Origin of the sequence: Amycolatopsis umgeniensis, assembly GCF_014205155.1 — a bacterium.
Taxonomy (GTDB): Bacteria; Actinomycetota; Actinomycetes; order Mycobacteriales; family Pseudonocardiaceae; genus Amycolatopsis; species Amycolatopsis umgeniensis.
Genome location: NZ_JACHMX010000001.1, coordinates 2,100,492 through 2,127,086 on the forward strand (window position 1 = coordinate 2,100,492; position 26,595 = coordinate 2,127,086).

Genomic DNA, 26,595 nt, shown 5'->3' on the forward strand with positions numbered 1-26,595 from the left:
ACTCAGGTGCTTGACCCGGCCTGGCCGGTGCCCTCGTCCAACCGCTCGAGGACCTTGAGATCGTGCTTGTCGAGACTACCTTCCGGCAGCCTGCCGATCAGCTCCGGCCTGCGCCGCGAGGTGCGTTCCAGCGCCTGGTCGCGGCGCCAGCGGTCGATCAGCGCGTGGTTGCCCGAACGCAGGACGTCCGGCACGGCCAGGTCCCGCCAGACCTCCGGCCGCGTGTAGCTGGGGCCTTCGAGCAGCCCGTCGGAGAACGAGTCCTCCTCGGCGGAGCGGGCGTTCCCGAGCACGCCCGGGAGCAGCCGGACGACGGCCTCGACCATCACCAGCACCGCGGCCTCGCCGCCGACCAGCACGTAGTCGCCGATCGAGACCTCGTCGACGGTCATCCGCTTCGCGGCGTCGTCGATCACCCGCTGGTCGATGCCCTCGTAACGGCCGCACGCGAACACCAGGTGCTCCTCGGCGGCGTACTGGTGGGCCATGGCCTGGGTGAACGGCCGCCCGGCGGGGGTGGGGACCACGAGGCGGGTGTTCTCGCCGCAGACGTCGTCCAGGGCGGGGCCCCAGATCTGCGGTTTCATCACCATGCCGGGCCCGCCGCCGTACGGGGCGTCGTCGACCGCGCGGTGGACGTCGTGCGTCCAGTCCCGCAGGTCGTGCACGCCGACCTCGATGAGGCCGCGGTCGATCGCCCGCCCGAGCAGCGCGGCGCGGAGCGGGTCGAGGTACTCGGGGAAGATCGTGACGACGTCGAGGCGCATCAGGCGTCCAGCAGGCCTTCCGGCGGGTCGAGGACCACACGGCCGCCCGCGACGTCGACCGCCGGGACGATCGCCTTCACGAACGGCACCAGCACCTCGCGTCCGTCGTGCTCGATCGACAGCAGTTCCCCCGCCGGCGAATGCACGATTTCGAGCACCTTGCCGACGAGTGTGCCGTCGGCGAGTTCGGCTCGCAGTCCCTCGAGTTCGTGGTCGTAGAACTCGTCGGGGTCTTCGGTCGGCGGCAGCGTCGAGGTGTCGGCGATCAGGAGCGCGCCGCGGAGGGTCTCCGCGACGTCCCTGGTCAGCACCTCTTCGAAACGCACCAGCAGCCGCCCGCTGTGTTCGCGGGCGGCTGCGATGGTGAGATTCCTGCTGCTGCCGTCACGCAGCTTCGTCATGACGGCCGAACCGACGGCGAACCGCTGTTCCGGCGAGTCCGTGCGCACGTCCACCGCGAGTTCCCCGCGGATTCCGTGCGCCTTGGCGATACGGCCGACTACGACGTCCATCCCGAAATGTTCCTGTGTCCTTGGTCAGCGATCGGTGTCGACGACGTCCACACGGACGCCGCGGCCACCGATGCCGCCCATGACGGTGCGCAGGGCTGTCGCGGTACGACCGCCCCGGCCGATCACCTTGCCGAGATCGTCGGGGTGCACGTGCACCTCGAGCGTGCGACCACGACGCGTGGTCAGCAGCTCGACCCGGACCTCGTCCGGGTTGTCGACGATCCCGCGCACCAGGTGCTCGAGGGAATCAGCGAGGAAGCTCACGCCTCGGCCTTGTCACCCTCGGCGGCCTCGGCCTTGTCGGCTTCGGCCTTCTTCGGGGCGGACTTCTTCTTCGGCGTGGTGGCCTCGGCCGAAGCCGAGTCACCGGCGGCGGCGAGCGCGGCGTTGAACAGGTCCTGCTTCGACGGCTTCGGCTCGGCGACCTTCAGGGTGCCCTCGGCGCCCGGCAGGCCCTTGAACTTCTGCCAGTCACCGGTGATCTCGAGGATGCGCTGGACCGGCTCGGTCGGCTGGGCACCGACGGACAGCCAGTGCTGGGCCCGCTCGGTGTCGACCTCGATGAAGCTCGGCTCTTCCTTCGGGTGGTACTTGCCGATCGTCTCGATGGCCTTGCCATCACGGCGGGTGCGCGCGTCGGCGACGATGATGCGGTAGTACGGCGCACGGATCTTGCCGAGACGCTGAAGCTTGATCTTGACGGCCACGGGTGTGGGTACTCCTCAGTTCTCTCTGCTGCATGTGGAAGGCGTACGAGAGCCGAGTGGGGAACGGCTACGCACACCCGAAGGTCCGAAGCTCGGGCGCGGTGAGAGGGTCCGGCCAAAGCAGGCAAGCGTACATTCTGCCAGACGCCGGGGAGGCGTCAGAACGCGGCTATCCCGAGCGAGGCGAGCAGGATCGTCACGGCCGGGAGGAAGTTGTTCACCTGGTGGGCGACCACGCTGCCGAGCAAGCGTCCGGTGAACACCCTGGCGAGCCCGATCGGGATCGCGATCACCAGCAGCAGCGTGGTGCGCAGCGGTTCGAGATGGCTCGCCGCGAAAACGGCCGTGGAGACCAGGAACGCCGCGATCCTCCCCCAGCGTTCGGTGCGCCACTGCAACCGTTCGACGGCACCCCACAGGAGACCGCGGTAGATGATCTCCTCGCAGATCGGCCCGACCAGCCACAGGTAGATGAACATCACGACGGCCGCCGAGACCGACATCCGGCGGTCCTCGACGAGCGCGCTGATCGCCGAAGTCGCGTTCTCGTTGCCCACGACCTGCGTCCAGGCCCAGGCGGCGAGCGAGGTGAACCCGAGCCCGAGCACCCCGAGTTTGAGGCCGACCTTGACGTCGGCCCAGCTCCAGCCGATCCGGAGGTCGGCGAACGGGCCGTTGCCGCGGAGCCGGGTGATCAGCAGCGCGACCCCGGCGGCGACCATCGTCGGCACCATCGTGCCCAGCAGCACCATGCGCATCGGCAAGGGCTGGCCGGGCTGGACGTCGCCGAGCAGGACGCTGATGAACGCCGCCGACGCGAGGAGGACGGCCTCCACCAGGAGGAAGGCCCCGAATCCCCAGCGATGCGGCGGTGGCGTGTCGGGCGCGGCCACCTCACCTCCGGCAACGAGCTCGTCCGGAGGCGCGGCCTCGGGGATCGGCTCCCTGGGCTGAGATACGGTCACGCCGATCCTCCGGTGATCGTTCGGTTACTCAAAGACTCTAACCGCCAGGACCGGCGATCACCTCGCCGCGAAGAGCAATACAGCCGGTGGGAGGTTGTTGGCCGCGTGCGCGATGACCGCCGCGCTCACCCGGCCGGACAGATAGCGGGCGAGGCCGATGGCGATGCCCTGGCCGAACAACGCGATCGTGCGCGCGGCCTCACCGTGCAGTTGGGCGAACACCAGCGCCGTGACCAGCAGGATCACCCACGAGGGCAGCCGGTGGAAGCCCATCGCGTTCCAGAGCGTGCCGCGGAAGAGCAGTTCTTCGGTGACCGGGGCGGCGAGGACGACGATGACCGCGGCCAGCACCAGCCAGACGGTGTCGCCTTCGGTGGTGCCGGACAGTTCGGTGATCGGACCCGGCGAGACGTCGGAGAAAGTCCTGTCGTCGCCATCGGTTCCGTAGACGGCGAGCAGGAGCAGGTTGAGGAGGTAGCCGGCGGCGAGCGCGGCCGCTCCGCAGGCGAGCCCGATCCGGACGTCTCGCCAGGTGGGTTTGAGCCCGAAGTCCTCGCGGAGCCCCCGTCCCCAGTGCCGGGAGCCGATCACGGGGCCGAGGCCGAGTACGAGGGTCGGCAGGAACGCGAGGATCAGCAGCGGACCGACGTCACGGAGTTCGAGAGGGTCGTAACCGCCGAAGCGACCTGACATCACGAAGCTCATGACGAGCGTGACGAGGTGATACCCGGCGATGCCCGCGAAGAACGCTACGAACCCCCAGTGCGCTCCGAGCACCAGACGCTCACGAGCCTGCCCGTCGTCCACCACGCCTCCACGCTAAGTGCCGCTCCGGTCACGGATGGAGTCGGGTCAGGCGTAGATCTTGCCACGCAGCACGATGTGGCTCGGATGCCGCAGCACCGCGAGATCCTCACGCGGGTCGGACGGGTAGACGAGCAGATCGGCCGAGGCGCCGTCGACGATCCCGGGCACGCCGAGCCACTCGCGAGCCGCCCACGAAGCCGAAGCCAGCGCTTGTTCCGCGGACATGCCCGCCTTGTGCAGCGCCTCGATCTCGTCGACGAGCCTGCCGTGCTCGACCATCCCGCCCGCGTCGCTTCCGGCGTACACCTGGACGCCCGCCTCGATCGCCGTCGAGACCATGTCGCCGACGCCCGCGTGCAGCGCCCGCATGTGGTCGGCGTACACCGGGTACTTGCCCGCCTTGTCGGCGATACCGGGGAAGTTCTCGATGTTGATCAGCGTCGGCACGAGCGCGATCCCGCGTTCGGCGAGGACGCCCAGCTGGTCCGGCGAGAGTTCCGTGCCGTGTTCGAGACAGTCGATGCCGGCGGCGATCAATCCCGGCAGCGCGGCCTGGCCGAAGACGTGCGCCGTCACCTTGGCGCCCTCGGCGTGCGCGACCGCGATGGCTTCGGTGAGGACGTCTTCGGGCCACAGCGGGGCGAGATCGCCGACACCACGGTCGATCCAGTCGCCGACGAGCTTGACCCAGCCGTCGCCGTCACGGGCCTGCTCGGCGACCGCCTTCGGCAACTCGGAAGGGTCTTCGAGCTCGATACCGAGGCCGGGGATGTAGCGCTTGCGCAGGGCGAGATGCCGTCCGGCGCGGATGATCCGCGGCAGATCGGCGCGCGCCTGCAGCGGCCGGACGTCGATCGGCAGCCCACAGTCGCGGATCAGCAGCGTCCCGGCGTCACGGTCGACGATCGCTTGCCCGGCTGCCTCTTCGAGGGTTGTCGCGCCGCTGACCCCGATCCCCGGGTGGCAATGCGCGTCGACCAGTCCGGGAACGAGAAAGCCTTCCCGGACAACGGTTTCCGCACCGGCGACCGGCTCGCCGGTGATCCGGCCGCCGGTGATCCACAGCTCGCGATGCTCGCCGTCCGGCAGGACGACACCCGCCAGGTGCAGAGCCTCCACGGCTACTTGTCCTTCGGGAACTTGAACTTCTTGGGGTCGAAGCCGGGTACGTCGTTCATCCCGCCGAGCTGGGAGAGGTCGGGCATGCCGCCACCAGGGCCGCCGGGCATCCCGCCCGGGGGCAGCATCGGCATGCCGCCGGGGAAGCCACCGCGGACCTTGGGCTGCGTCGGGCCGCGCCCCTTGCCCTTCTTCCCCTTCTTGCCCTTGCGGTTCTTGCTGCCGCCGCCTCCGCCACCGAAGCCGAAGCGGCCCGCCATCTGCGCCATCATCTTGCGCGCCTCGAAGAACCGGTTGACCAGCTCGTTGACGTCGCGGACGGCGACGCCGGAGCCCTTCGCGATCCGCAGGCGGCGCGAGGCGTTGATCATCTTCGGGTCGTCGCGCTCGGCGGGGGTCATGCCGCGGATGATCGCCTGGAGCTTGTCGAGGTGCTTGTCGTCGACCTGCGCGAGCTGGTCCTTCATCTGCCCGGCGCCGGGCAGCATGCCGAGCAGGTTGCCGATTGGGCCCATCTTGCGGACCGCGAGCATCTGCTCGAGGAAGTCTTCGAGGGTGAGCTGGCCGCTGCCGAGCTTGGCCGCCGTCTGCTCGGCCTTCTCCTGGTCGAAATGCTGCTCGGCCTGCTCGATGAGGCTGAGCACGTCGCCCATGCCGAGGATCCGGCTGGCCATCCGGTCCGGGTGGAAGAGATCGAAGTCTTCGAGCTTCTCACCGTTGGACGCGAACAGGATCGGCTGGCCGGTGACCTGGCGGACCGACAGCGCGGCACCACCGCGGGCGTCACCGTCGAGCTTGGTGAGCACGACGCCGGTGAAGCCGACGCCGTCGCGGAACGCCTCGGCCGTGGTGACCGCGTCCTGACCGATCATGGCGTCGACGACGAACAGCGTCTCGTCCGGCGAAACGGCGTCGCGGATGTCCGCGGCCTGCTTCATCAGCTCTTCGTCGACGCCGAGACGGCCGGCGGTGTCGACGAGGACGATGTCGTGCTGGGCGCGCTTGGCCTCGTCGATGGCGCGGCGGGCGACGTCGACCGGGTCGCCGACCCCGTTGCCGGGCTCGGGCGCGAACGTGGTGACCCCGGCCCGCTCGCCGACGACCTGCAGCTGCGTGACCGCGTTGGGGCGCTGGAGGTCACAGGCGACCAGCAGCGGCGCGTGGCCCTGTTTCTTCAGCCACAGCGCGAGCTTGCCGGCGAGGGTGGTCTTACCGGCACCCTGCAGACCCGCGAGCATGATGACCGTCGGCGGGTTCTTCGCGAACGTGAGCCGCCTGGTCTCGCCGCCGAGGATGGTGACGAGTTCCTCGTTGACGATCTTGATGACCTGCTGCGCCGGGTTCAGCGCGCCGTGCACCTCGGCACCCTTGGCGCGTTCCTTGATCCGGGCGATGAAGTCCTTGACCACGGAGAGCGCGACATCCGCCTCAAGCAACGCGATACGGATCTCGCGCGCGGTGGCGTCGATGTCGGCGTCCGAGAGCCTGCCCTTGCGAGACAGCGTCTGCAGGGCGGACGTGAGCCGATCGGAGAGGGTGTCGAACACGGGTGTGCACGCTCCAGCTGGGTCGTTGTGGCGTGCCGGTACGAACCGGCGGCTTCCCAGGGTAGTCGGTGTCCGAGGTCGGCGTTTGACGCGGTTGCGGACGAGCCCGCCTATCCGGATTCCCCGGCGAGGTCCCCGGCCGCGCCCTTCCCCGCCTCGGTGGTGCGCCGGAGGAAGTCGGTGATCAGGTCGAGTTCGGCTTCGGTGTAACCGGCGCAGAGGTCGTCCACCCTCGAATTCATCCCGGCCAGGTGCCGGTACACCTCGCCGTCACGGTCGCCGGTCGCCGAGACGACGACAGCGCGACGGTCGGCCGCGTCCGCCGGACGGTCCCGCGTGATCCACCCCGCGCGCTGCAGCCTGTCCAGCACACCGGTCATCGTCGCGGGATGCAGGCCGGCGTGCTTCGCCAGCGCGCTCGGGCTCAGCGGGCCGTGCAGGTTGAGCAGTTCGAGACAGTCGAAATCCACCGGCTTGAGCGCGACCTTGGCGCTGACCTGGTAGCTGAAGAGCGAGAGCTGGTTGTTCAGCTCCCGCAACGCCTCTTTGATCACCGCGACCTTCCGGCGCCGGGGCCTGCCGCCAGATGTTACGGAAGTCATATCATCTCGTTTCCATGCTCCAAAGTGATACGGTTTCCATATTGTATGGCACTCATCAAGGAGTGGGTCATGTACCTGATCACTGGAGCGAGCGGCACCGTCGGGCGGCCGCTGATCGACAGTCTCGTCGAGGCGGGTGCCCGCGTCCGCGCCCTGACACGCGACGCCAAGACCTCGGCCGAATGGCCTTCCGGAGTCGAGGTCGTCGAAGGGGATCCGTCGATTCCCGAGACCGTCGCGCCTTTCATGACGGGCGTCACCGGCGTCTTCCTGCATTCGCGAGCCGCGGCCGCCGCACCCGCGGGCCTGCTCGCGCTGGCGAAGGACCACGGCGTGCGGCGAGTGGTCGCGTTGTCCGCCACCAACGTCGACGAACCGGACGAGCACCAGCCGTCGCGGTTCCAGGGCGACCGGAACAAGGAGGCCGAGCAGGCCGCCGTGGACAGCGGACTGGACTGGGTGAGCGTGCGGGCATCCTTCTTCGCGGCCAACACCCGGCTAACCTGGGCGGGCCAGATCAGCGCCGGCGATGTCGTCTTCGGTCCGTTCTCGAACTTCGCCGAGGCGCCGCTGCACGAGCGCGACCTGGCCGACGTGGTGGCCCGCGCCCTGCTGACCGACGAGTTCAACGGCCGGAAGCTCGAGGTGACCGGCGAACGTTCGCTCACCCACGCGGAAATGGTCGAGGTGATCGGCACCGTTCTCGGCAGAACCCTGCGATACCAAGAGATTCCGGCTGACGTGGCCGCGAAGAACATGATCGCGCGAGGCTTTCCCGAAGCCTTCGTCGGGGCGTTGATGAACAGATATCGGCGGCTCGCCGGACAGCCCGGCCTCGTCACCGACGGAGTGGCGGAAGTGCTCGGGCACCCACCGCGGAGCTACGCGGACTGGGTCTCGGACAACGCCTCGGCGTTCCGGGCTCGACGCGAAAACAGGGCTCCGGGACCGGCCGCCCCTCGCTGACCGGTACCGGAGCCCCTACGGAAGGCTCGCCTCCCCGCGAGCCGACCGTAAGCACACTTGGCGAATCGCGGACCCTGTATCGCCGGACCCCCAGTGGCAGGCGATTCCCCGTCCGCGCTCTCGCCGCGCGATGGCATAACCATGCCCGGTCACCGTGGGGTCACGGCAGCGTGAAGACCCTCAACTACCCCTGGGTAGTACTACTCAACTGGTCTTGGTGGCCGACGAGGCCCGCTTCGCCCGCGTCCGCGCCTGGCGTGCCTTGTCCGCCGCTTCCTTGGCCTTCTCGACAGGGGCGCGATCCGCTTCGATCGCGCTCCGCTGGAGGGCCGCCAGCAGCCGTGTCACGCCTTCCGCCTGTTCGGCGGCGGTCGGCTGGAGGACGTCGTCGCCGTCCAGCTTGGCCTGGATGAGCGCTTCGAGCGCCTCGCGGTAGCGATCGGTGTACCGGCCGGGGTCGAAGTCCTGCGTGAGGTCTTCGATCAGCGAAACCGCGTTCCGCAGCTCCCCGCGGCGCAGATCGACGTCCTCGTGGAGGAACGGGAAGTCGGGCCGCCGGATCTCGTCGGGCCACAGCATCGTCTCGAGCAGGATCACCTGGTCCCGCACGCGCAGCGCGCCCAGCGTTTCGCGCTGCCGCAGCGTCACCTTCACGATCGCGATCCGCCCGGACTGCTGCAGCGCCTCGCTCAACAGCACGTACGGTTTGGTGCCCGCGGGCTCCGGTTCGAGGTAGTAGCTGCGCGCGAAGTACATCGAGTCGACCTGTTCGGCCGGGGTGAAGCCGACGACGTCCATCGACTGGGTGGTCGGCGCGAGCAGCGACGCGAAGTCCTGGCCGGTCAGCAGGACGACGTCACCGTTGGCGAGGGGGTGCCCCTTCGCGATCTCGGCCGCGGGCACCTCGGCGCCGTCGACCTCGCAGACCCACTTCACCCGCACCCTGCCGCCGTCCGGCTCGTGCACCTGGTGGAGGGGGACGTTGTGCTCCTCGGTCGCGCTGTACGCCCTCACCGGAATGGCGTAGGTCCCGAATCCGATCGTGCCTTTCCACACCGCGCGCATGGCCCACCTCCGCCTGGTCAGCGTATCCACGCGCCGAAGCGGCGGGACAGCTACAAACGGGTGTCAGGGGCGACTGATTCGCTCACACATTCGAATGACGGACGTGATTCGGCGAGCGCCTCGGCCGAACAGTCGACAGCGGTGGCGGCCGCTCGGAGTACTTCCGCGACGACTTCGACGTCGACCGTCGGCGCGGTGGCCAGCGCGCCCTCCCCGCCCACCTCGACGCGGCCGGCCATGCCTTCGAGCGCGATGGCCAGCGCTTGCTGACCAGCGACGAGATGCCGGACCACCTTGAGCAGTTCGGGCACGGTCGCGGCGGTCCCGGACGCGGTCAAGGACGTGGCCAGATCATCCGCGCAGGCCCGGAAGTGTGAGGCGACGACCGTCGGGGGCAGCGTGAGCCGCTGCGGCCCGGGCGGGTTCTGCTCGTGACCCAGCACGCGCTCACCACCCTCCGGATCCTTCGGGTCTCGACCGCGCACATCCTGCCACCGCTACCCTCCGCCACTCGCGCGACACCCCGGGGCGGGGAGCAAGGGACCTTTGCTCCCGCCCCCGGGAGCCGTCAGGAAGCGGCCGCCAGCAACGCGGCTTCGATCTTCGACCGCCATACCTGGTCGACCCGGCCGGTCCGCGGCGCGACGGCGAACGAATCGACGACGGCGCCGCCGAGTGTGGCCACCTTCGCCCAGCGCACCTCGGCCTCGCACCGCCGCAGCGCGCCCGCGACCCGGTACAGCAGTCCGATCCGGTTCGCGGCCCGGAGTTCGACCACGACCGTGTCCTGACCGCTGGTCTCGTCGTCGAACCAGATCACCTTCGCGCCCGCCGACGGCGTCTCACCGCCGCCGTAGTCCCGTTCCTTCGCCGCGAGCCGCTGGGTGAGCGGCAGCGTCCCGGCCACCGCCCGCGCGAACTGCTCACGCAGCAACGTGACGTCGGGCAACGAGCCGAACTTCGGCGACGCGGTGAACACCCCCGCCCGTCCCCCGTCGTGCCCGCGCAGCACCGCCGCGTGGACCTCCAGGGAGTTCAGCGCGAGCACCCCGGCGGCGGGAGCGAGCAGTTCCGCGCGGGCCGGGACCGCGAGCACCACCGTCACCACCTTGCCCGCGGCGGTGATCCGCACCTCGCCGCGGCCGGAGGCGACGGCTTCGGCGACGAGTTCCCGTTGTTCGGCGCCCATCGGCTCCGGCGGGATGAACCCCTTGCCGTGCAACGCTTCTTCACAACCGGACACGAGTTCGGCGAGCAGGCGGGCCTTCCAATCGGTCCACACGCCCGGTCCGGTGGCCAGTGAGTCGGCCGTCGTCAGCGCGTGCAGCAACTCCAGAAGGACCAGGTTCTCCTCGAGCGTCTTCGTCACCCGCTGGATCGTGGCCGGATCGCTGATGTCGCGCCGCGTCGCGGTATGCGGGAGCAGCAGGTGATGCCGCACCATCGCCGACACCAGCGCCACATCGGACTCCGGCAGCCCGAGCCGGGCCGCCACCTGTGCGCTGATCTTCGCGCCGAGTTCGGAATGGTCGGCGTCCCGGCCTTTGCCGATGTCGTGCAGGAGCGCGCCGATCAGCAACAGATCCGGCCGTGAAACGGTGGTCGTCAGTTTCGACGCCTCCACCGCGGCACGCACGAGATGCCTGTCGACGGTCCACGAATGCACCGGCGACCTCGGCGGGAGATCCCGCACCGCCCCCCATTCGGGGAACAGCCGCGCCCAAAGGCCTGTCCGGTCGAGCGCTTCGACGGCGTCGACGAGGCCTTCGCCCGCGCCGAGCAGTTCCACCAACGCCTTGAGGGCGTCGGCGGGCCAAGGCGCGCGTAGTTCCGGCGCGGTTTCGGCGAGTGCCCGCAGGGTCCCGTGCGAGATCGGTTTCCGGATCCGGGCCGACGCCGCGGCGACCCGCAGCAGCAGCGCCGGATCCTTGGCGGGCACCGCGTCCCGCGCCAGCGCGACCTCGTTGCCGTGCAGGACGACACCTTCGTCGAGCGGCGTCCGCACCGGCCGGCGACCGAAGCGCGCCTTGGGCTGTTCCACAGTGGACCGAAGGGCGACATCGACAGCGTAAGCGATCGTCCGCCCGACACCGGAAAGCTTGCGCGCCAAGGTGAACCTGTCGCCGAACCCGAGTTCGCCCGCGACCGTCTCGGCCTCCGGCGCGCTGAGGATGTCGCGCTCGCGGCGCAATTCCCGGCGTAGTTCCGTCCGGACGTCGAGCAGCAGGCTCTTGGCCGCCAGCAGTTCCTCGCCGGGCCTCGCCGTCAGCTGTGCCGCCGCCAGTGCCTCCAAGACGGCGAAGTCACGAAGCCCGCCTCGGCCGTGTTTGAGATCCGGCTCGGCGGACTGCGCGATCTCACCGCTTCGGGCCCAGCGCTGACGCACGGCGTCCGACAGTTCGCCGATCCGCTTCCTGGCCGTGCGCCGCCACTCTTCCCTGGCAGCCGCGGCCAGCCTCGCGGTGATCTCGACGTCTCCGGCGATGGGACGGATGTCGAGCAGTCCCATCGCGGTCCGCAAGTCCTCGGACGCCACCTTCAGCGCCTCGCCCGGTGTGCGGACCGAGTGGTCGAGGCCGATCTTGGCGTCCCACAACGGGTACCAGATCGCGTCGGCGATCTCACCGACTTGGGAGTTGCCGTTGTGCAGCAACAGCAGATCGAGGTCGGAGAAGGGCACCAGTTCACCGCGCCCCAGGCCGCCCACCGCGGCCAGCGCGACACCGGGTTCAGCGGTGTCGACGCCGGCCGCCGCGGCGCCCTTGCCCAACCAGAATTCGTAGAGGTCGACCAGGGCCGCCCGCAAAGCGGCCGCCCCTAGCCTCCCGTGCCTGCCCTCGAGCAGTCGCTCGGTGGCCTTGACCAGTTCACCCCCGTCGGCCATCCGTGACGCCTATAGGGCGTCCGAGCCGCGTTCACCGGTCCGTACCCGGATCACCGTCTCCACCGGCGTCACCCAGATCTTCCCGTCGCCGATCTTGCCGGTGTGGGCGGCCGTGGTGATCGCGTCGAGGACCTTCTCGACATTGGCGTCGTCAGTGACGACCTCCACCCTCAGCTTCGCCACGAAGTCCACGGAGTACTCCGCGCCCCGGTAGACCTCCGTGTGGCCCTTCTGCCTGCCGTAGCCCTGCACCTCGCTGACCGTCATGCCGAGCACGCCCAGCTGTTCCAGCGCGGAGCGGACGTCGTCGAGCGTGAACGGCTTGACGATCGCGGTGATCAGCTTCATGCCTTGCTCTCCTCGAGTTTCGTGGCCGCGTTGCCGGTGGGCGCCTTGACCGGGATGCTGGTCGGCTGGCCGAGGCCGCCGCCCGAACCGGTGAAGTCGTACGCGCTCTCCGCGTGCTGGGCCTCATCGATACCACTGACCTCGTCCTCCGCGCTGACGCGGAACCCGCCGAGCTTCTTGATCACCCAGCCGATGACGAAGGTGAGCACGAACGAGTAGCCGAGGACCACGGCGGCCGCGAGGGCCTGCTTGCCGAGCTGGCCGAGACCGCCGCCGTAGAACAGGCCGTCGACGCCGAGCGAGTTGACGCTGGTGGTGCCGAAGAAGCCGATGAGCAGCGTACCGACGAGACCACCCACGAGGTGGACGCCGACGACGTCGAGGGAGTCGTCGAAACCGAAGCGGAACTTGAGGCTGATCGCCAGTGCGCACAGGGCACCGGCGATGAGGCCGATGGCGATGGCACCCAGCGGGCTGACGAATCCGGCGGCCGGGGTGATCGCGACGAGACCCGCGACGGCACCGGAAGCGGCGCCGAGGGTGGTCGGCTTGCCGACCTTGATCTGCTCGATGATCAGCCAGCCGAGGATCGCGGCCGCGGTGGCGACGGTGGTGTTGGTGAACGCGACGGCGGCGAGGTCGTTGGCGGCCAGCGACGAACCGGCGTTGAAGCCGTACCAGCCGAACCACAGCAACGCGGCGCCCAGCAGCACGAACGGCACGTTGTGCGGACGTCCGGTGCCCTTCGGCCAGCCCTTGCGCTTGCCGAGCACGATCGCGAGCGCCAGACCGGCCGCACCGGCGTTGATGTGGACCGCCGTACCGCCCGCGAAGTCGAGTGCCTTGAGCTGGTTGGCGATCCAGCCGCCGACCGAGTCCGCGCCGATGAAGCCGTTGAACGAGAACACCCAGTGCGCCACCGGGAAGTACACGATGGTCACCCACACCGCGACGAACAGCGTCCAGCCCCAGAACTTGGCGCGGTCGGCGATGGCACCGGAGATCAGCGCGGGCGTGATGATCGCGAACATCAGCTGGAACATCACGAAGGCGAACAGCGGCAGCCCGTCCGCGCCGGGCCAGGCGACCTCGGGCGCGGTGTCGGTCGCGGCGGTCGCGAACCCGGCGAGTTTGCCGGAGATGTTCGAGAGTCCGGCGAAGTCGAAGTTACCGAGCAATCCGCCGCCGATATCGTTGCCGAAAGCCATCGTGAAGCCGTACAGCGTCCAGAGGACACCGACGACGGCGAGCGCGATGAAGTTCATCATCAGCATGTTCAAGACGCTCTTCGCGCGGACCATGCCGCCGTAGAAGAACGCCAATCCCGGTGTCATGAGCATGACCAGCGCGGCGCTGATCAGTACCCATGCCGTGTCTCCTGCGTTCAGCACAATCTTCCTCCCGTGCCTGGGGTGTACTGCGCAGGAATCTTTGGACCGGGGTGTTTCCTCGGGCGGCGATTCAGGTTTCACCCGCGTGAACTGTCGGTGCGGCGTTGTTACGTCCAGGTTTCCGGAGACCTGGTGCGTTCTGTCCGGTTGCGAAACCTCGTGGTCGAATAGCCCCATGAACGCGCGTGCATCCGGCAATCACCCACTGCCACCGGAGATCGTCCGGTCGCTGCGGTGTTCGGTCTGCGGTGACCCGGTCGGGTCGAGCGAGCGCACGGTGCGTTGTGAACGGGGCCACTCGTTCGACGTAGCGAAGCAGGGTTACGTCAACCTTCTGCACGCGCGCATCCCGGCGGGCACGGCGGACACCGCGCCGATGGTCACGGCTCGCGTCGACCTCCTCTCTTCGGGCGTCTATCTGCCTCTCGCCGACGCCCTCGCGAAGGTGGCCTCGGAGCAGGTGAAGGACGGGCTGATCATCGACGCCGGCGCGGGCACGGGGTACTACCTCGCGCACGTCCTCGACGCCGTCCCCGCCGCGCACGGACTGGCGCTCGACGTCTCCGCCGTCGCCCTGCGCCGGGCCGCTCGCGCGCACACGCGCGCGAGCGCGGCCGTGTGGAATCTGTGGGAACCCTGGCCTGTCGCGGACTCGAGCTCGTCGCTGATCCTCAACGTCTTCGCACCCCGCAACGCACCGGAGTTCCACCGCGTCCTGGCCGCCGACGGGCTGCTGGCCGTCGCGACGCCGAATCCCGGCCACCTCCGGGAGCTGGGCGACCTGGTGATCTCCGTCGACGGCGGCAAGGACGCACGGCTGGAGGAAACCCTCGGTGAGCGCTTCGACCGGGTGGACCGCCGCGAGGTCACCGAACGGGTGACGCTGTCGCCCGCGCAGATCCGCCAGGTCGTCGAGATGGGTCCGAGCGCGCACCACCTCCACCGCGGCGGACGCCGCGAGCGGCTCGACGCGATCACCGAGCCGGTGGACGTCACCACGTCGTTCAGCGTCACGCTGTACCGGCCGGTGCCCTGATGGAAGCACCCGCGACCTTGCTCGCCGACACCGCCTGGGTCAGCGCCCGCATCGGCGGCGCCGCCAAGCTCTACGGCTGTTCCAAGCCCGAAGTGCTCGGCACGATCTGGTGGTACTCGCTCTCCTCGGTCCTCGTCGCGCCGTCAGTCGAGTCGCTCGTGCGGGGTGAGCCGTTGGATCCGTCGCTCGACGCCGTCACCATCGACCTCGTCCCGGACGGCCGCTTCACGGGCGCGCGATCGTCACGGGTCCTCCCCGGCGGCCTGGCCGAACTCGGCGCCGCGTTCGCCGGGACACTGAGCACCGCGATCGGCACGATCTCGGACGTCACGGGGGCGAATCCGCGCGCGCTGGGCGCGATCGCGACGGATTCGATCGGCAACCGCCTGCTGTGGACCGGCGACACCGAACGAGCCGTCGCGCTGGCGGCGCCGCTCGTGGCCGCGATCGGACTCGGGATGCCGGAGCCGCGGTTCTCCCGCGTCGGGCGGAACACGGTGGTGCGCCGGGCGTCGTGCTGCCTGATCTACGAAGCGGGGAATCCGAAGTGCACCAGCTGTCCGCGGCAGACGCCGGAGGAACGGGACCGGCGTCTTCGGGCCGCTCTCGGCTAGTGGCGACGCTTTTCGAGAGGGCTTGATCAACCGGGGCTGATGGGTCTGCGCGACGGTGGAGGATTTGGGACGTTGAACGTCCCGAATCCTCCACGCTCGATCGTCGGCCGGCATGACCTTGATCAAGGTCGAAGACTGGAGTCCCTCCCGACGATGAAGGAATCTGGACGTTGAACGTCCCAAATCCTTCACCGTCAACCCGACGACCGCACAACCGCACTCACGACCATCTGTACCGATCACACCGCGGCAAGACTCTCCCCGGTCAGCGCGGCCACCATCGCCGCGCGGGAACCGACCCCCAGTTTGGTGAAGATCCGGCGCATATGCGCGGAAACCGTGTTCAAGCTGATTTCCAGCACGCCCGCGATCTGCTTGTTCGTGTAACCCCGGCCCACCATGCGCGCCACTTCGTGCTCGCGCGGGCTGAGCAGGTCGTGCGGCTCCGGCGTCACCGGTACGAGCAGGCATCTGACGCCGTACTCGGTGACGTCGAGCAACGGTTTCCGCTGTACCGCGGCACCGTCATTCAGTTCCAGGACAAGCCGTACGAGTGATCTCGCCAGATTTCGCACGGCTTCGTCTTCTGAAACGCTCTTCGTCCGCTGTCGCGCGAGATCATGTATCGCCGACGCAGGAAATCCGACTGCCGGGCCCATGGACATAGACCGGCCTCCCCCCTCTTGGTCTCCCTCCCTCTCTAGCAAACCCCTCCGACAGGAAAAGCGCATCGTCGATTTGTGTGACAAGTACGAACTAGTCGGTTCATGTCACACAAGAACGTGTGACTACCGGTATCCCCCGGTGCGCGGGCAGTGTCGGTTCAGTGCTCACCGACGCACCGCGCCGGCGATCGCGGATTTTCACCGGAGCAGAGGAGAACGGTTATGAGCCGTGGCTATGCGGCAGTGGACGGCGAGCTGGAAGACGAGCTGAGCCGTGAACTCGAAGCCGAGTTCGAAAACGAACTCGAAGACGAACTGGAAGGCGAATTCGAAGACGAGGACGAGTTCGAGGACGAGGTCGGCGGGCTGGCCCGGGAGCTCGAAGACGAGCTGGAGGACGAGGTCTACGGCGAGTACGAGGACGAATTCGAGTCCGAGTTCGAAGCCGTCGTCCGCGAACTCGAGGACGAGTTCGAACTGGAAACCGAGGACGAGGACTTCACACATCCGGGACGGCGGGTCTATCCCGACGCCGAGATGATGGCTCAGCTGGCCTTCCAGGCCGAGAACGCGGAGACCGAGGACGAGGCGGAAGCCTTCCTCGGCGCGCTCGCGCCCCTGGCCTTCCAGGCGGCGAAATGGGCGGCGCCGAAGATCATCAAGCACGGTCCGCAGCTGATCCGCGGCGCGGTCAACCTCGGCCGCAAGCTGTGGCGCAACCCCGCGACACGCCGCGCCGTCCGGCACATCCCGAAGATCATCGGGCGCACCGCGCGCGACGTCGGGCGCCGGTACGCCGACGGCCGCCCGATCAACGCCCGCTACATCACGCGCAGGCTGGTCGGCCACACCGTGGACAGCGCGCAGAACGCGCCCGCGAACCGGCGGAACCAGCAGCGCCGTCGCGGCCGTCCTCAGCAGCGCCGCCGCCGTCCCGCCGCCCGAGGAGGGCGCAAGACGCGGTCCCGGGCGGGTTCGGGTGCCGCCCGCCGCGGCAAGGCGCGCGGCCGTGCGCGCCGCCGCTGAGACGCGGCCCGCGACATCCGGTGAAGCGGCCTCGTCCACCGGATCCCGGCGGGCGAGGCCATCCGGAGACGAGCTGACGGCTTGGGTCCTGTCCCAGGCCACCAACGTGGAACGGCATCTGGACGCGCTGCGGCCGTTCCGCTGGTCGGAGTTCGGCGATCCGGCCACCGGTCCGAGCCGGGCCCATCTGGCGGCGGTCAACCGGACGATGGCGACCTTGCGGGAGCCGTTGTTCTCCGCCACCCGCGCTGCCCGCCGCGCCGCGGACGAGGCGGTGGCACGGCCGGGGCAGGCCGAGCTGGCACGGCTGTTGCGGGCGAAGTCCAGGGCACAGCACTGGGTCAGGACCACCGAACGGGTCTGGGACTTCTACCTCGATCTGTTCAACCAGCGGCAGGGCGCGTTCGCCCCGTGGCTGGTGGCCTGCGACAGGGTGGCGCTCGACTGCTACCAGTACGCCTACCTCGGGATCGGGAGCTGGCGGTCGATCCCGACCCCGCCACCGTTCTGCTACCTGCGCACCGGATCCGGTCCGGCCACCTCGCGACGCGGGATCCCCTTGCGGCGCTTGGGAAACCGGCTCAACCCCTTTCCGCTGATCCAGCTCCCGTACCACCGGCTGGTGAATCCGTGGACGCTCGGCGCCGTGCTGCACGAGGTGAGCCACAACCTGCAGAACGACCTGGGACTGGCCAGGGCGATCCCGCTACAGGTGGGGGCGCGGCTCGTCGAAGCCGGCGTGCCGCGGGCGATCACCGGTGTCTGGGTCAGGTGGAACCGGGAGACGTTCGCCGACCTGTCCGCTCTGTTGCTGGGCGGGCCGGCGGTGGTCGGTTCGCTGTTCGACGTCATCGGGCGGACCGAACTCGAAACGACGGGGTTCACCCCGCGTGCGGTGCATCCGGTGCCGTATCTCCGCGCGAAGATCTCGGTGGAGTTGTTGCGCCGCATGGGGTTCACCCGGCACGCGGAGTCCTATGCGGCGATGTGGCACAGGCTGTACCCGAGGGCGAAGCTGATCAACGCGCCACCCGCGCTGCTGAAGACGGCGGACAAGGCGATCCCCGCGGTGGTGGACGCGATGTGTTTCACCTCGTTCCCCTCGCTGGGCCACCGTCCCCTGGCGAAGGTGCTGCGGTTCGAAGCCAAGGAACAGGCGATGATCGAAGAAGCCGCGGGAAGACTGGCGGACGGCGTTTCCCCCGGTGTGGTGCCGGAACGATTCCTGATCGGCGCCGTCCGGTTCGCTCTCGAAGAACGGATGGCGCCGCCGAGAAGACTGTTCGGTTTCTTCATGGAAGAACTCGGCAGGAGGGCGAGATGACGCTCCACACCGAATTCTCCCGGCTGGGCAAGGAAGTGAACCTGGTGGCCGCTTGCTGGCGGGCGTTGGAGATCAGCGTCGCCGAGGACAGGCCCGCCGGCGTCGGGCTCGCCGCGGCGGATCATCTCGCCGAAGTGGTCCTCGACGGCACCGGCGAGGTCGAGGAGGCCACACGCGCCACACAGCGTCCGGTGAGCGCGGAATCGTTGTACACCACGGCGTCGTCGCTGCTGAAGCTGCGGCGACGGGTGGATGGGCAGTGCCGTTCGCACCACGCGGTTTCCGGACTGCTGCGCGCGGTGCACGGACGGGAACAGGAATGGCGGGGCTGGGCGAAGAGCTTCCGCGCCGGAGCGGACCAGTGCGCCACCGCCTTGTCCGCGGCGGAGGACGCGATGGTGCGGTGCTGGCGTGAAGCAGTGGAACTGGCCGAATTCAAGGGATGTGGGGCGACCCGATGACCATCGACGACGACCGCGGCGCGACGTTGCCGCGTGCACACGACATCGACAGCGCGTATCCGCTGTCGACCGGGCAGTACCCACCGCAGGCGGCGGCACCCGGCAAACTCGCCGAACAGACGATCAGCGACGCGCTCGGCTGGAAGTGGCGCGAGGGCGACACCAAGGGCTTCGTGGCGGCGCTGACCGGGAGTTTCGAGCTGAAAGAAGTCCAGGGGCGCACCGAGGCCAAGTGGACTCCACGCGGGTACGCGATCCAAGCCGACCTCGGCGCCGTCACCGGCGGCCAGGCCTCGCTCGCGGCCCGTGCCCGGAGCGCGGTCAAGGACTCGCTGGCACTGCTCGACTCGCTCCGTCCACTGAGGACGGACACGGATCCCGAGAACGCCGACAGCTACCGGGCCCTGGTCCGGCACGACCTCGAACAGATCCGGCAGGAGCTGGAGAGCCCGCTGATCCGCGTGGCGCGGGTCGATCAGCTCTTCCTGCTGCTGCTCGGGAACGGCGGCAACCCGGTGCAAGGGCACCTCGGCCAGCTGAGGGACGAGCTCGGTCTGGTCTCGGGCAAGGTCAACACGATCGAGGAGGAGCGGATCCAGACCTCCTTCATCACACTGGCGGATTGGGTGGTCTCGTTGTTCAGGGGCTGGCAGGACGCACGCGACAAGATCGATCCGTACTCGCAGCCGGCGGGCGGCCAGCCGTTCTTCGGTCCCGCCGTGGTCGCGCTCTCGCAGCTGTTGTCCGCGACGGCGGCCCAGGTCGACGAGGTCGTCGCGATGCTGCGGTCGGTCTTCATCCAGCAGGAGGACCTCGAAGTGCTCCGAGTCCCCGATCCGGTGGGCGGGACCATGTCGCTCGGCGGGCTGCTGCGCTGGGTCCGCGAGTTCGCCGCCTTCGAGGGCGGCAAGCTGATCGAATCGGCGGGCAAGGAGGGTGTCAGCACGTCGTTCATCCAGATCGCGAAACGGCTGCAGCGGATCGTGACGAACCTTCCCCGGCAGAACCCCGGCGGTCCCAACGGGGACGTGCCCGGCAACTTCCGCGCCTCCCTTCCCCCGGGCTTCTTCAGCTCCCGTGTGCAACGGGCCATCGACGAACTCGACGACCATCTGCAGGAGGTCGTCCGGATCGCCGAACCGATCGGGCGGAACGGCTCGCCGTCGTCGTCCGGGCCGGGTCTGCCCGCGCCGCCCACCCCGCAGCTCACGCAGCCGTCCGGGCGGACACCGACGGTGCCGTCCGTCGCCGAGCTCCGTGAAGGACTCGGCTTCCAGGAAGAGCAGTCACCACCCGAGGCGGAGGAACCGCCGAAACCCCGGACCACGCGCAAACGGACCGGGCAGTAGCCGGACCCGTACGGGAGGAACACGATGGGCACGGAAAAGGAATACCGGGAACTCTTCGACCGGGTCGCGGCACTGCGCGGCCAGGTCGCCGGGAAGCTCGCCAACGAATTGGGCAGCGATCCGAAACTCGGCGACGCGGTCCTCAAGCAGCTGGACGACATGCTCACCGCCGTCGAGGCCGAACAGCGGGCCAAACCGGGGCCGGCGGACGGCGGGATCGCACAGCTCGTCGGTCTCGGCGAAGGTTCGGCCGCGGACCTCGGCGCGACGGCCATGCCGCCGGGTATCGACGCCTACGACGAGACCGTCGCCTCGGAACGGGTCATCGCGGTCGGCGATCTGTACTACCTGTATCAGCACGAACGGATCGGCGTGTTCCGTGTGGTGCAGAAACTGCAGGAGCTGTTCCAGGGCGGCGCCATCCGGCTTTCGGACGGCCCCGGCGCGTTCGGCCTGTACCGGTTCGACAGGCGGGATGTCCTGCGCTACACCCGCCGGGACCGCGTGAGCGCGTATCGGCGCGTGCTCGGCTACGGCAAGGGCCTCGGCTCGGCGAACTCGCGGCCGAACACCGATTTCCACCAGCTGTTCACGCAGTTCTCCAACCAGGTCGCGTTGTTCTGGCGGGACAAGCGCATCTCCGACGTCGTCAGGGAACGCGCGTACGACCCGAGCTTCGGCAGTGTCGCGGTCGTCCGGCGCAGTGGGCTGGACCTGCGGAACAACCTCAAGTTCACCTCGTACGGCCACCTGAACGTACTGCGAGTGGAGGTCATGCAGCTGCTGACGGAGGCGTTCAAGATCCTCGGCTCGGAGGACGTGCTGGACCTGTTCGGCGCCTCCAACGCTTGGGACACCGTGGACGAGGTGCTGATCCGCTACTTCGACCAGCGGCTGGTGTCCTCACCGCGGCAGCGGATGGCGGTCACCGGGCGGCAGGTGCTGCGCTGGCTCGCTGCGCCGCACATCCTCGAGACCACCAGGTCGGAGTTCGAGGCGTTGCTGCTCGAGATCGCGGAGCCCGCCGAAGAGTGGCTGACCTCGGCACAGTCCCTGCGGCTGGCCGACAGGACGAACTCGCGGGAGGTGCTGCCGATCGACAGGCACCGGCCTGCCGGGGTCGCGGTGGCCCGCTCCGAACAACGTCCGGTCACCCCGCGCCGGAACGGCCACCGTCCGGGCACCGTGATCACCCTGGACCGCACATAGCCACGTGCTGGGAACGATGGTCACGGGGTGGGACGCGAGGTAGCGTCGGGCGCGATGAGTGAACGCACCTGGGGCTTCCGCACCCGCGCCCTGCACGCGGGCGGGACGCCCGACTCGGCGACCGGCGCCCGCGCCGTGCCCATCTACCAGACCACGAGCTTCGTCTTCGAGGACGCGGCCGACGCGGCGAACCTGTTCGCGCTGCAGAAGTACGGCAACGTCTACAGCCGCATCGGCAATCCGACGGTCGCGGCCTTCGAGGAACGCTTGGCCAGCCTCGAAGGCGCGATCGGCGGTGTCGCCACCAGCAGCGGTCAGGCGGCCGAGTTCTTGACCTTCTCCGCACTCGCCGAGGCGGGCGACCACATCGTCTCGGCGGGCGGACTCTACGGCGGGACGGTCACGCAACTCACCGGGACGCTGCGGCGCTTCGGCATCGAGACCACCTTCGTCAGCGGAGACCGCATCGAGGACTACGCCGCCGCGATCACCGACCGGACGAAGCTGATCTTCACCGAGGTCATCGGCAACCCCGGTGGCGGGATCGCCGACCTCGCCGGGCTGGCCGCGCTCGCGCACTCGCACGACATCCCGCTGGTCGTAGACGCCACCCTCGCGACGCCGTACCTGTGCCGTCCGATCGAACACGGCGCGGACATCGTTCTGCATTCCGCGACGAAGTTCCTCGGCGGGCACGGCACCACGCTCGGCGGGGTGGTCGTCGAATCCGGGAAGTTCGACTGGGGGAACGGGAAGTTCCCGCGGATGACCGAGGCCGTCGAGAGCTACGGCGGCCTGAAGTACTGGGAGAACTTCGGCGAGTACGCCTTCTGCACCCGGCTCCGCGCCGAGCAGCTGCGCGATATCGGCGCCGTCCTCTCCCCGCACTCGGCCTTCCTGCTGTTGCAGGGCGTCGAGACCCTGCCGCAGCGGATGGACGCCCACGTCGCCAACGCGCGAGCCGTCGCGGAGTACCTCGCCGCGGATCCGCGGGTGGCCTGGGTGAACTACGCGGGCCTGCCGGATCACCCGCATCACGACCGGGCGAAGAAGTACCTGCCCGCCGGGCCGGGCGCCGTGTTCTCGTTCGGTGTCGAAGGCGGCCGCGCGGCCGGGGAGACGTTCGTGAACTCCGTCGAACTGCTGTCGCATCTGGCGAACGTCGGGGACGCGCGGACGCTGGTCATCCACCCGGCGTCCACCACGCACCAGCAGCTTTCGGAAGACCGGTTGCGCGCGGCCGGCGTCGGGGCGGACTTGATCCGCCTGTCGATCGGCCTGGAGGACGTCGAGGACATCCTGTGGGATCTCGATCAGGCACTCGGCAAGGCGGTGGCCGGATGAGCTACGACGTCGGCGCGGTCGAACGCCGCCGCCTCCTCTCGCGGACGAGGTCGGTGACCATCGTCGGAGCCTCGAACAATCCGGCGAGGCCGAGCTTCTTCGTCGCGACGTACCTGCTCTCCTCCAGCGAGTACCAGGTCAACTTCGTGAACCCGCGGCTGGACGAACTCCTCGGGCGACCGGTGTACCCGTCGCTGGCCGACGTGCCCGGCGAGGTCGACCTGGTCAGCGTGTTCCGCAAGCACGACGACCTCCCCGGCGTCGCCGAGGAGGTCGTCAAGGGCGGAGCGCGCACGCTCTGGCTCCAGCTGGGGCTCTGGCACGAAGCCGTCGCCGACCAGGCCAAGGAGGCCGGACTGGACGTGGTGATGAACCGCTGCGTCAAGATCGAGCACGCCCGGTTCGCCGGTGGGCTCCACCTCGCCGGTTTCAACACCGGCGTGATCAGCTCCCGCCGCCAGTCCGCCCCCTGACCGCTACGCCGCCGCGGTGTTCACCGTGAACGGCAGCCACTGCACGGTGACGCCGTTCGCCGGGGACACCGGCATCCGCCAGTTCTGGCAGCCGCGCCCCGGGACGCGGTCCCAGATGAACAGCGGCGATCCCTGGCCCGCGGTGCAGCCCTGGTCGAGTAGTTTGCCCGCGTTCTGGACGGCGTACCGGTACACCCCGGTGCCGACGCCCTGCGGTTCGATCGTCCACTTCTGGCACGCGCCCGCGACGCGGTCGTAGGTGGTCACCGGGTTGCCGCTGGCCGTACTGCAGCCGGTGTTGTCCAGCACCTGCCCGGAATGCTTGGCGCGGAACTGGTAGTAGCCGTCACCGGTGCCCCACGGGAAGAACTTCTGGCAGTCCGCGCCGTTCGACGGCCACTGCTGCACCTTGGTCCCGTTGTTCCAGCCGCACGCGGCGACGTCGGCGTAGAGCCCGCTCGACACCGCCTGCAGCGAGACCCACGCGTCGTCGCCGAACTCCCCGCCCGGGTCGAAGGTGGTGGCCCGGAACCGATAGCTGTGGCCTTCCTGCAGCAGTCCCGGAGGTGCCGTCCACGTCGCCGTGGTGCCGGACGGGACGTCCCACTGCCAGAAGTCCCCGATCATCGTTTCGCCTTCGTAGACGTAGAAGACGGCGGTGACGTTGCCGCCGTCGGGGTCCGTCGGCGTGAAGCGCAGCGTCGGAGTCAGGGACTTCGTGTAGGTGACGCCACCGGAGTCGACGCGGTCCGAGATGTCGTGCCCGGCGGCGGGGTTCGGCCGCTGGTTCCGGTACGTCACCTCGATGAACGGCGACTTGCCACCCTCACTGGACGAGAACTTCTTCCAGCCGAACGAATCCGCCTCGTCCTCCGCCTTCAGCACCATCGAACCGGTCGTGACCCCCGCGCCCGCCCAGGCGCCGATCAGATTCCCGATCGGCGTCCGGACCCAATCGGCCGCACAGGCCGCGCTGTAGCCGCGGGTCGCGTTCGTCGTCGCCCAGCGGGTGAGGGGCGCCGGCTGGTTCGCCCACCGGGTGCCGGTGCCGACCTGGTCGGTGTCCCAGATCTCCCAGTTGCGCGCCGAGCACGAGTAGGAGTGGTTGCCCCACAAGGCCAAAGTGGCCGACTCGATCTCCGCGCCCCGGAACCGGGACACGTCGAAGTGGAGATACGAGCGCGCCTTCGTCGCTCCGCCGTCGTAGGTGCCGATGCGGAGTTCGGTGGCACCCGACTGGTCGGTGGTGGCGATGTTGGACTGCGTGAAGGTGTCGAAGTTCGTCCACACCGAGACACCGGGATCGACGATGACCGGATACGACCGCGCCGGGTCGGCGAAGTACCCCGCGTCCGGCGTCACGTTCAGCCCGAGGGTCCCCCGCTCCTTGGCCGACATCACCTTCCCGACCTTCACCTTCTCGGCCGGGTCGCCGCTGCGCTGGTCGATCCGCGAGTCCCACATCTCGGCGGCGGGCACGCTGCCCACCACCGCGCCGGACGCCGTGACGAGTTCCGTGTTCCCGTCCGCGTCGGTGCGCGGTGTGAGCCCGGTGGCCCGCAGCGGGAGGGCGAAACTCAGCGCGCCCTCGGGACGGCGCTTGACGACGAAGAACTGCTCGAAACCGGTCCGCGTGGCCTTGACCTGCAGGTCGACGCCGGGCTGGACCTCCGGATAGGTCGCGACCTCACCGGCCAGCACCGGCTCGGGCAGCGCGCCCGGGTACTGCAGGGCGACCTTCCCGTCCCGGCTCTGGACGGTGGCGAGGTCCCCGCTCTTGCCGCTCGCGCCCGCCAGCACGAGATCACGCGGATGCGCCTTCGGCCGGACGAGACCGTCGGCGCCCTTCACCAGCGTCAGGTCCACGGGGACCCAGTCACCGCCGCGACGGACGTGGACCGGGCCGCCGTGCACCTGCGTGGTGCGGGAGCCGTCGGGATTGGCGAAGGTGGCCGAGTTCTCCGTACGCTCGGAGAGGATCTCGACAGGCTTGTTCTGCGATCGCGCCACGGTTTCGGGCGACGTCGCTTGCGCGGGAGCGGCGAACACGGCGCTCCCGGCCAGGCACGCGGCGACAAGCGCGAGGCCCCGCCGCGGGATTCTTCGGGTTTCGACTGACACTTCGATCTCCCCAGTCGTGGGTGACAAGTTGACACACCGCTTACGCATGTCACACCCACGGGGTTGCCCGCCGCTCGAAAAAATCCGGACGCGTGAGAGGGTGGCGGTATGGCCAAACCGACTCCGCTGCAGCTCAGGAACATCGTCATGGCACTGCTCATGGCGGGTGCCCTGGTATGGAACCTGTCCATCAGCGGGGCTTGGTGGCTCACCGCGATCTTCTCGGTCGGGATCGTCCTCTCGTTGTTCTCCGCGTACCTGAACCGGCCCGGCGCTCAGCCCTGAGCACTCTCAAAGCGCGAAGCGAGGTCTGCGTGACCTCGATCGGTCAGGGCGCCGAAGAGGCGTAGACGCGCCATGCCACCGTCGGGGTAGACGTCGAGACGGACTTCGGTCACCTCAGGTCCCGAAGCGAGCGCGAACCGGTGCCGCGTGTCCGGCTGCAACCGCGTCTTCGGCAGCAACTCGACCCACTCGCCGTCGCCGTCTCGCCCGCTCAACGCCGCCCAGCCGGGCGCGTTGCCCTTCAGGTTGCTGTTGTCGAACTCGGCGAACCGGACGACACCCGCGCCGGCGAGCCGGACGGTGACCCAGTCGTTCCCGTCGTCCCGGCGCCGCGCCGTCTCCCAGCCCTCGGCCTGATGCGCGGCGAGCCCTGGCGAGAAGAGGTTGTTGGGCGAGGAATAGAACATGTTGCTGCATCCGGTGACGATCGCGCCGTTCTCCAGTGCCGCGAGGTCGAGCGCGCCGGGATCCAGCAGACCCGGGTCCGGGATCGGCGTGCCGTGCACCCGCAGCCGGGCGACGCCGCCGTCCGGATGCATGGTCAGCCGGACATGCGTGTAGCGCTTGCTCCCGCCGATCTCGAAGAAGTTCTCCGTATGCCCCGCCGCGGCGCCGCGCTTCACGAGCACGTCCCAGTCCATTTCGGACAGTTCGGCCGCGCTGGGATACCCCTCGACGGCGCAAGCCTCGACGGAGACGAACGGCGGGTAGTTCCCCTTGAAGAACGCGGTGTCGACGACGACGCCGGTGATCGCTCCCCCGAGGCCGAGCCGGACGACGGCCTGGTCGTCGCCGGGCTCGCGGTGCCGCCTGGTCTCCCAGCCGTCGTAGACCTGGCCCTTGGGGCCGAAGGTCTCCGCCCGGTGCGCGGGTGTCCAGGGATTGACCAGGTTCTCCTTCTCGGCGAACAACTCGTCCGTCGCCCACATCACGGTCCCCCCGAACTTGCGCGAGGCCAGATCGGGCAGTGCTGTCCACTCAGGACGGTCGTTCACGGTCTCCTCCATC

28 protein-coding genes are annotated in these 26,595 nt (G+C 69.2%); 11 read left to right on the top strand and 17 right to left on the bottom strand.

Annotation, left to right across the window (positions count from 1 at the left end; genetic code table 11):
• Positions 1-2: 2 nt before the first annotated feature.
• The 9 genes from trmD to HDA45_RS09330 all read right to left on the bottom strand — a co-directional run bounded on the left by trmD (position 3) and on the right by HDA45_RS09330 (position 7,026).
• Positions 3-767 carry a tRNA (guanosine(37)-N1)-methyltransferase TrmD gene (trmD, locus tag HDA45_RS09290; RefSeq protein ID WP_184893737.1) on the bottom strand — a complete coding sequence of 255 codons (765 nt, stop codon included), beginning with the start codon at positions 765-767 and terminating at the stop codon, positions 3-5.
• On the bottom strand, positions 767-1,279 hold the full coding sequence (gene rimM, locus HDA45_RS09295) for a ribosome maturation factor RimM (RefSeq protein WP_184893739.1): 513 nt from the start codon (positions 1,277-1,279) through the stop codon (positions 767-769). The genes trmD and rimM overlap by 1 nt, the downstream gene beginning before the upstream one ends.
• A 24-nt stretch (positions 1,280-1,303) precedes the next feature.
• A complete protein-coding gene (locus HDA45_RS09300; protein ID WP_003103110.1) occupies positions 1,304-1,543 on the bottom strand; it encodes an RNA-binding protein in 240 nt (79 codons plus the stop codon).
• Entirely contained in the window at positions 1,540-1,986 is a 447-nt protein-coding gene (rpsP, locus tag HDA45_RS09305; RefSeq protein WP_005154724.1) for a 30S ribosomal protein S16, read from the bottom strand. Before rpsP ends, HDA45_RS09300 begins: the two co-directional genes overlap by 4 nt.
• Before the next feature lie 158 nt (positions 1,987-2,144).
• Positions 2,145-2,951, bottom strand: coding sequence for a CPBP family glutamic-type intramembrane protease (locus HDA45_RS09310; protein ID WP_184893741.1), 807 nt, complete (start codon positions 2,949-2,951; stop codon positions 2,145-2,147).
• Positions 2,952-3,008: 57 nt separating this feature from the next.
• On the bottom strand, positions 3,009-3,758 hold the full coding sequence (locus tag HDA45_RS09315) for a CPBP family glutamic-type intramembrane protease (protein WP_184905461.1): 750 nt from the start codon (positions 3,756-3,758) through the stop codon (positions 3,009-3,011).
• A 45-nt stretch (positions 3,759-3,803) separates the two neighbouring features.
• Positions 3,804-4,877 (bottom strand): amidohydrolase family protein, encoded by a 1,074-nt coding sequence (locus HDA45_RS09320; RefSeq protein WP_184893743.1) that lies wholly within the window; start codon positions 4,875-4,877, stop codon positions 3,804-3,806.
• Positions 4,878-4,879: 2 nt separating this feature from the next.
• Positions 4,880-6,424, bottom strand: a complete 1,545-nt coding sequence (gene ffh, locus HDA45_RS09325; protein WP_184893745.1) for a signal recognition particle protein — start codon at positions 6,422-6,424, stop codon at positions 4,880-4,882.
• A gap of 110 nt (positions 6,425-6,534) precedes the next feature.
• Positions 6,535-7,026, bottom strand: coding sequence for a MarR family winged helix-turn-helix transcriptional regulator (locus HDA45_RS09330; protein ID WP_184893747.1), 492 nt, complete (start codon positions 7,024-7,026; stop codon positions 6,535-6,537).
• 69 nt (positions 7,027-7,095) lie between these two features.
• On the opposite strand from HDA45_RS09330, the gene HDA45_RS09335 reads away from it, so the two are divergent.
• Complete coding sequence (locus HDA45_RS09335; protein ID WP_246480658.1) at positions 7,096-7,992, top strand: NAD(P)H-binding protein; 897 nt, start codon at positions 7,096-7,098, stop codon at positions 7,990-7,992.
• A 204-nt stretch (positions 7,993-8,196) separates the two neighbouring features.
• Here HDA45_RS09335 and ku read toward each other — a convergent pair whose 3' ends face one another.
• From ku to HDA45_RS09360, 5 genes are all read right to left on the bottom strand, one after another.
• Complete coding sequence (gene ku / locus HDA45_RS09340; protein WP_184893750.1) at positions 8,197-9,057, bottom strand: non-homologous end joining protein Ku; 861 nt, start codon at positions 9,055-9,057, stop codon at positions 8,197-8,199.
• Between the two features lie 50 nt (positions 9,058-9,107).
• Complete coding sequence (locus HDA45_RS09345) at positions 9,108-9,500, bottom strand: hypothetical protein (protein ID WP_184905463.1); 393 nt, start codon at positions 9,498-9,500, stop codon at positions 9,108-9,110.
• Between the two features lie 125 nt (positions 9,501-9,625).
• Positions 9,626-11,941, bottom strand: coding sequence for a [protein-PII] uridylyltransferase (locus HDA45_RS09350; RefSeq protein WP_184893752.1), 2,316 nt, complete (start codon positions 11,939-11,941; stop codon positions 9,626-9,628).
• 9 nt (positions 11,942-11,950) lie between these two features.
• Entirely contained in the window at positions 11,951-12,289 is a 339-nt protein-coding gene (locus HDA45_RS09355; RefSeq protein ID WP_005154745.1) for a P-II family nitrogen regulator, read from the bottom strand.
• Positions 12,286-13,680, bottom strand: coding sequence for an ammonium transporter (locus HDA45_RS09360; RefSeq protein WP_184893754.1), 1,395 nt, complete (start codon positions 13,678-13,680; stop codon positions 12,286-12,288). Before HDA45_RS09360 ends, HDA45_RS09355 begins: the two co-directional genes overlap by 4 nt.
• A 175-nt stretch (positions 13,681-13,855) precedes the next feature.
• Here HDA45_RS09360 and HDA45_RS09365 point away from each other — a divergent pair, with 175 nt between their 5' ends.
• Positions 13,856-14,716, top strand: coding sequence for a putative RNA methyltransferase (locus HDA45_RS09365; RefSeq protein WP_184893756.1), 861 nt, complete (start codon positions 13,856-13,858; stop codon positions 14,714-14,716).
• Positions 14,716-15,330 carry a (2Fe-2S)-binding protein gene (locus HDA45_RS09370; protein ID WP_184893758.1) on the top strand — a complete coding sequence of 205 codons (615 nt, stop codon included), beginning with the start codon at positions 14,716-14,718 and terminating at the stop codon, positions 15,328-15,330. Before HDA45_RS09365 ends, HDA45_RS09370 begins: the two co-directional genes overlap by 1 nt.
• A gap of 239 nt (positions 15,331-15,569) precedes the next feature.
• On the opposite strand, the gene HDA45_RS09375 is transcribed toward HDA45_RS09370, so the two are convergent.
• Positions 15,570-15,905, bottom strand: a complete 336-nt coding sequence (locus HDA45_RS09375; protein ID WP_343072038.1) for a helix-turn-helix domain-containing protein — start codon at positions 15,903-15,905, stop codon at positions 15,570-15,572.
• 312 nt (positions 15,906-16,217) lie between these two features.
• Here HDA45_RS09375 and HDA45_RS09380 point away from each other — a divergent pair, with 312 nt between their 5' ends.
• The 7 genes from HDA45_RS09380 to HDA45_RS09410 are packed head-to-tail and all read left to right on the top strand — an operon-like array spanning position 16,218 to position 23,181.
• Positions 16,218-17,021 (top strand): hypothetical protein, encoded by an 804-nt coding sequence (locus HDA45_RS09380; RefSeq protein ID WP_184893761.1) that lies wholly within the window; start codon positions 16,218-16,220, stop codon positions 17,019-17,021.
• Positions 17,005-18,345, top strand: coding sequence for a hypothetical protein (locus tag HDA45_RS09385; RefSeq protein ID WP_184893763.1), 1,341 nt, complete (start codon positions 17,005-17,007; stop codon positions 18,343-18,345). The genes HDA45_RS09380 and HDA45_RS09385 overlap by 17 nt, the downstream gene beginning before the upstream one ends.
• A complete protein-coding gene (locus HDA45_RS09390; RefSeq protein ID WP_184893765.1) occupies positions 18,342-18,806 on the top strand; it encodes a hypothetical protein in 465 nt (154 codons plus the stop codon). The genes HDA45_RS09385 and HDA45_RS09390 overlap by 4 nt, the downstream gene beginning before the upstream one ends.
• A complete protein-coding gene (locus HDA45_RS09395) occupies positions 18,803-20,155 on the top strand; it encodes a hypothetical protein (RefSeq protein ID WP_184893767.1) in 1,353 nt (450 codons plus the stop codon). Before HDA45_RS09390 ends, HDA45_RS09395 begins: the two co-directional genes overlap by 4 nt.
• 24 nt (positions 20,156-20,179) lie before the next feature.
• Positions 20,180-21,364, top strand: a complete 1,185-nt coding sequence (locus HDA45_RS09400) for a hypothetical protein (protein WP_184893769.1) — start codon at positions 20,180-20,182, stop codon at positions 21,362-21,364.
• 54 nt (positions 21,365-21,418) lie between these two features.
• Positions 21,419-22,708: an O-acetylhomoserine aminocarboxypropyltransferase/cysteine synthase family protein gene (locus HDA45_RS09405; RefSeq protein WP_184893771.1), complete on the top strand. Its 1,290-nt coding sequence runs from the start codon at positions 21,419-21,421 to the stop codon at positions 22,706-22,708.
• Positions 22,705-23,181 carry a CoA-binding protein gene (locus HDA45_RS09410; protein ID WP_184893773.1) on the top strand — a complete coding sequence of 159 codons (477 nt, stop codon included), beginning with the start codon at positions 22,705-22,707 and terminating at the stop codon, positions 23,179-23,181. The genes HDA45_RS09405 and HDA45_RS09410 overlap by 4 nt, the downstream gene beginning before the upstream one ends.
• Positions 23,182-23,184: 3 nt before the next feature.
• Here the strand turns inward: HDA45_RS09410 and HDA45_RS09415 are convergent, their stop codons facing one another.
• Positions 23,185-25,302 (bottom strand): DNRLRE domain-containing protein, encoded by a 2,118-nt coding sequence (locus HDA45_RS09415; protein ID WP_184893775.1) that lies wholly within the window; start codon positions 25,300-25,302, stop codon positions 23,185-23,187.
• 108 nt (positions 25,303-25,410) lie between these two features.
• On the opposite strand from HDA45_RS09415, the gene HDA45_RS09420 reads away from it, so the two are divergent.
• A complete protein-coding gene (locus tag HDA45_RS09420) occupies positions 25,411-25,587 on the top strand; it encodes a hypothetical protein (RefSeq protein ID WP_184893777.1) in 177 nt (58 codons plus the stop codon).
• Here HDA45_RS09420 and alc read toward each other — a convergent pair.
• Positions 25,578-26,594 carry an allantoicase gene (gene alc, locus HDA45_RS09425; protein WP_184893778.1) on the bottom strand — a complete coding sequence of 339 codons (1,017 nt, stop codon included), beginning with the start codon at positions 26,592-26,594 and terminating at the stop codon, positions 25,578-25,580. The two genes, HDA45_RS09420 and alc, sit on opposite strands and share 10 nt — an antisense overlap.
• Position 26,595 lies beyond the last annotated feature (1 nt).